The sequence below is a fragment of the Pseudomonadota bacterium genome (genome assembly GCA_023229365.1).
Classification (GTDB): domain Bacteria; phylum Myxococcota_A; class Polyangia; order JAAYKL01; family JAAYKL01; genus JALNZK01.
Genome location: JALNZK010000228.1, coordinates 1 through 4,163, shown reverse-complemented (window position 1 = coordinate 4,163; position 4,163 = coordinate 1). Strand labels below are relative to the sequence as shown.

Genomic DNA, 4,163 nt, shown 5'->3' with positions numbered 1-4,163 from the left:
GCGACGGCGGCAGCAGGTACCGCTGCGTCGGCGTCCACTCCCGATAACTCTTCGTCATGCCGAGATCTTCGCACTCGGCTTCAGGCTTGTCGATCTTGCGGAGCGTCTATGCGCAACAGGCTCCTAGGAGTCTGCGATTTCAAGTGGACAACGGACCGTTGTGGTTGTAATTGTTCTTGGTTTGTTCGTTTGAACGTTTGTGCCAGGATCGGCAACTTGAGCTGATGTGTAGAAGGACAAACGTTTTCAACGAGGAGTTATACGGATGACCGGCCTTCCCAAGAGATTTCGCACCGCAGGGGTCGTGACCGCAGCGTTCTTGTCCGTCGCGCTGAGCGATGTCTCCGCGCAGAAGGCCACGCCTGCCTCCGACGACGCGTGGTTCGAGGAGAAAGACACCGCGGGCGAAGAGCGGATGACGCAAGCGCAGAAGATCGCGTGGGTCGGCGAGCAGGCGGGCGCGGCCCAGCAGGCCTACAGGCGCGTCCTTTCGATGCTCGAGCAGGCCAGAAAAGAGAAGGACTCGATCAAGATCTCCTGCCTGGAGGACAAGCTCACGCAGCTGGAGGTCAACATCCAGGGCATCGAGGAGCGCAAGATGCTGTTCGACGAGGCGTCGTCGAAGGGCGACACGTCGGGCGCCGAACAGCAGTTCACGGTTCTCAAGATCTACATCTCGCGGGTGCAGAGCCTGATGGCCGAGGCCGAGAACTGTATCGGGGAGGGGGACGTGGTCGTCGGCGAGTCGGAGACGATACTCACCATCGACGACGACGTCACAGATGAAGACCCGACCGAGCCGACGGACTTTCCGATCGCCATCGACCAACCGATACACGCGAGCGGATACTACTGAGCGCCTTGTTGCTGGGCGAATGACTATTGGGGCGAGTCGACAATCGCGGATCGAATACAACGAGAGTATCGGATAGGCGTGAGTTGATGCGTGGATTCGCAGCTGGCCTGTTGGCGACATCGTTGCTCCTCGTCGCGTCGGGGGCCGGCGCCCAGGAGTGGCTCCAGGACCGGCAATCGACCGAGGGGAAGGGGATCCAGGTCGGCGACTCCCTCGTGCTGCACCTCGGCCTCGGGCTCGAGGCCGGGTACGACACCAACTCCCTGTACGAGTCGGAGAACCAGGACCAGTCCGTCCGCCTCCGCATCACGCCGTACGTCGACCTCGGCACGCCGCGCCGCACGGCGGCACAGCAGGGGCCGCAGGGTGCCGGGACCGCGGCGCCGAAGGCTCAGTTCAACCTCGGTGTCGCGACCTACTACGATCACCACTTCCCGGTCGGGGACGCCGACGAGGACGCGGTCAACGAGATCAACGGCGCGAACGCGCTGGGGGTCGACACCAGGCTCAAGCTCGTCGTGTTTCCCGAGGGGAAGGTCAGCTTCCTGGCGGATCTGGGGTACCTGCGCACGCAGCAGGCGTACGAGTCCTCCGACGACGCCGGGCGCGCCCGGCACGATCTCAGCCCGGGCGTCGGCCTGCGCATCCGCCCGGGCGGCGGCACGCTCACGATCGAGACCGGCTACCGGCTCCAGCTCATGTTCTTCGAGGACGACACGATGGCGGAGCAGTCGAACAGGCACGCCCACGACGTGCGCGTGCTCACCACGTGGAAGATCTTCCCGAAGACCGCGCTCGTGTCCCGGATCCGCTTCACCCCGACCCTCTACATGGGCGACGACTCGGTCAAGGAGACGTCCTACCCGGTGCGGTCTCTGTTCGGTCTGCAGGGCCTCCTCGCCAACAAGTTCGGCCTGCTGCTCCTCGCCGGGTACGGCGTGAGCAACTACGTGCGCGGCCCCAATTTCTCGGGCATCATCGCCCAGGCGGAGCTGATGTTCTACGCGACGCCGGTGTCCACCATCCGCGTCGGCGGCGAGCGGGACTTCGTGGACTCGTACTACGCGAACTACTACGTCAAGAACGGCGGCTACGTCTCGTACGCGCAGCTGTTCGGCGGCGTGTTCCTCGCGACGCTGCGGGGCGATGTGTCGGGCCGGCAGTACGCCACGTACAACCAGCCCGCGCCGGTTGGCGGGGCGACCCCCAACACCGCCGACCGCGTCGACATCTGGATCGGCGCAACGCTGACGCTCGAGTACCGCATGACGGCGTGGCTGTCGATCATCGCCTCGGCCCGTTACGCGGGCGACGTGACGGAGTTCGGCTACAACTACCCCGACGATCCGACCACGGCTGGCAACGAGGCGCAGTTCGTCGAGTCCTCGTTCCACAAATTCGAAGGGTTCCTCGGGGTCAAGGGCTTCTACTGAAATGAGGGTTCGCGTCGCGGCGGCGGTTTTGCTCGCGGCGGCGACGGCCACGGCGGCGTGCAGCGGCGTGCGCCCGACGACGCCCGTGGTCAGGCCCGACGAGGCGCCGACCGACACGACGCTCGGCCCGGGCGACGTCTTCGACGTCCGCGTGTACGGGGAGGAGGGGCTGACCGGCACCTACCGCATCGCCTCGGACGGCAGCATCGACTACCCGCTGCTGGGCACGATCTCGGTGCAGGGCATGACGCCGACCGAGGTCACGCGGCTGATCGCCGACGGGCTCGTGAACGGGGAGTTCCTCAAGAGCCCGAACGTCTCGGTCTTCGTCAAGGAGTACACGAGCAAGAAGATCTCGGTGTTCGGGCAGGTCAACAAGCCCGGGACGTTCCAGTACGCCGACGGGATGAGCATCGTCGAGGCGATCTCCATCGCCGGCGGCTTCACCCCGATGGCCAAGATGAACGACGTGACGGTGACGCGCGTGATCAACGGCGCCGAGAAGCAGTTCCTCGTGCCGGTCGAGGCGATCGGCGAGGGGCGCACGCCCAACTTCGTGCTCCGCCCGGGAGACATCGTGTTCGTGCCGCAGCGCGTGTTCTGATCCCGCCGTCCGACCGGGCAAACGGACGTTGACCCCTGCCGAGATGTGGCATAGTGTAACTCTTGTAGGTTCAAGTGCTACATATGGGAGCACGGAGGGGTCATGGAGATGAGCAAGAACGAGAAGCAGGTGGACAGCCGTTCGGACAAGAGGAAGCAGAGCCTCTACTTCCCGGAGGAGATGCTCAACGAGATCATCGCCGAGGCGAACCGGCAGGACCGCTCGCTGTCCTGGATCGTGCAGAAGGCGTGGAAGATCGCCCGCAAGGAGATCATGAAGTACCCGTCGGTGAACGAGGGCCCGGAGGGGGACAAGAAGGGCTAGCCGAGCGCCTCCTCCTCCGTGCCGCCCCGCCACCACGCGGAGAGCTCCCCGAGGGTCGTCGCGACCGGGCACGGCGGCAGCGAGCCGAAGAAGACCCGCCCGTACGCTTTCGTCCACAACCGCGTGTCCAGGACGGCGACGATGCCGCGGTCGTGGCGCGTCCGGATCAGCCGCCCGAAGCCCTGCTTGAGCGCGAGCGCCGCCTGCGGGAGCTGGTAGTCGGTGAACGGCGAGCCCGCCGCGTCCTCGATCCGCCGGATGCGCGCGTCCGTGATCGGATCCTGGGGCGGGGCGAACGGGAGCTTGTCGATGACGACGAGGCGCAGCGCGTCGCCGGCGATGTCGACGCCCTGCCAGAAGCTGGTCGTCGCGACGAGCACCGACGCCGGATCCTCCGTGAACCGCTCGAGCAGGCTCGACTTCGGCGCGTCCCCCTGCACGTAGAGCGGCCCGGGCACCTCTCCTGCGAAGCCCCGGTGCAGGGCGTGCATGCCGCGGGTCGAGGTCGACAGCACGAGGGCGCCGCCGCGCGTCAACCGGATCAGCGCGAGCGCCTCGGCGACGGCGCGGTCGAAGAACTCCTCGTCCCGCGGGTCCGGGAGGTCGCGCGGGACGTACAGCCGCGCCTGGCGCCCGAAGTCGAACGGGGTCGGGCACGAGAGCTCGTCCGCGTCGAAGTCGATCCCCAGCCGCGACCGGAGGAACTTGAAGTCCCCGCCCGTCGAGAGCGTCGCGCTCGTCAGGACGGCCGACGGGATGCGGAAGAGCACGCCCTCGCGGAACGGCTCGGCGACGTCGATGGGCGAGGCGCCGACCGCGTTCGAGCGCGCCTTCGTCTCGACCCAGCGCACCGCGGCGCCGCCGCGATCGCGGCCCTCGAGGATCTCGGCGAGATCGCCGCGCGCGTCGTGGCAGCGCCCCGCGGCGTGCTCGATCGTCTCGTCGC

Annotated in this window: 5 protein-coding genes; 4 read left to right on the top strand and 1 reads right to left on the bottom strand. The window is 66.8% G+C overall.

The annotated features are described in order from the left end of the window. Positions 1–265 precede the first annotated feature (265 nt). From M0R80_31485 to M0R80_31470, 4 genes are all read left to right on the top strand, one after another. Positions 266–856 carry a hypothetical protein gene (locus M0R80_31485; protein MCK9464166.1) on the top strand — a complete coding sequence of 197 codons (591 nt, stop codon included), beginning with the start codon at positions 266–268 and terminating at the stop codon, positions 854–856. Positions 857–966: 110 nt separating this feature from the next. Beyond that, on the top strand, positions 967–2,289 hold the full coding sequence (locus M0R80_31480) for a hypothetical protein (GenBank protein MCK9464165.1): 1,323 nt from the start codon (positions 967–969) through the stop codon (positions 2,287–2,289). 1 nt (position 2,290) lies between these two features. Continuing rightward, on the top strand, positions 2,291–2,893 hold the full coding sequence (locus M0R80_31475) for a polysaccharide export protein (protein MCK9464164.1): 603 nt from the start codon (positions 2,291–2,293) through the stop codon (positions 2,891–2,893). A 102-nt stretch (positions 2,894–2,995) separates the two neighbouring features. Next, positions 2,996–3,217 (top strand): TIGR04563 family protein, encoded by a 222-nt coding sequence (locus M0R80_31470; protein ID MCK9464163.1) that lies wholly within the window; start codon positions 2,996–2,998, stop codon positions 3,215–3,217. On the opposite strand, the gene M0R80_31465 is transcribed toward M0R80_31470, so the two are convergent. Next, positions 3,214–4,163, bottom strand: a 950-nt coding sequence (locus M0R80_31465; protein ID MCK9464162.1) for an ATP-dependent DNA helicase, incomplete at its 5' end; no start/stop codon positions are given. The two genes, M0R80_31470 and M0R80_31465, sit on opposite strands and share 4 nt — an antisense overlap.

Bases quoted from the DNA above. Each gene is read 5' to 3' on its own strand.
- M0R80_31475 (MCK9464164.1), top strand. From the start codon at position 2,291: ATGAGGGTTCGCGTCGCGGCGGCGGTTTTGCTCGCGGCGGCGACGGCC.
- M0R80_31485 (MCK9464166.1), top strand. From the start codon at position 266: ATGACCGGCCTTCCCAAGAGATTTCGCACCGCAGGGGTCGTGACCGCA.
- M0R80_31470 (MCK9464163.1), top strand. From the start codon at position 2,996: ATGGAGATGAGCAAGAACGAGAAGCAGGTGGACAGCCGTTCGGACAAG.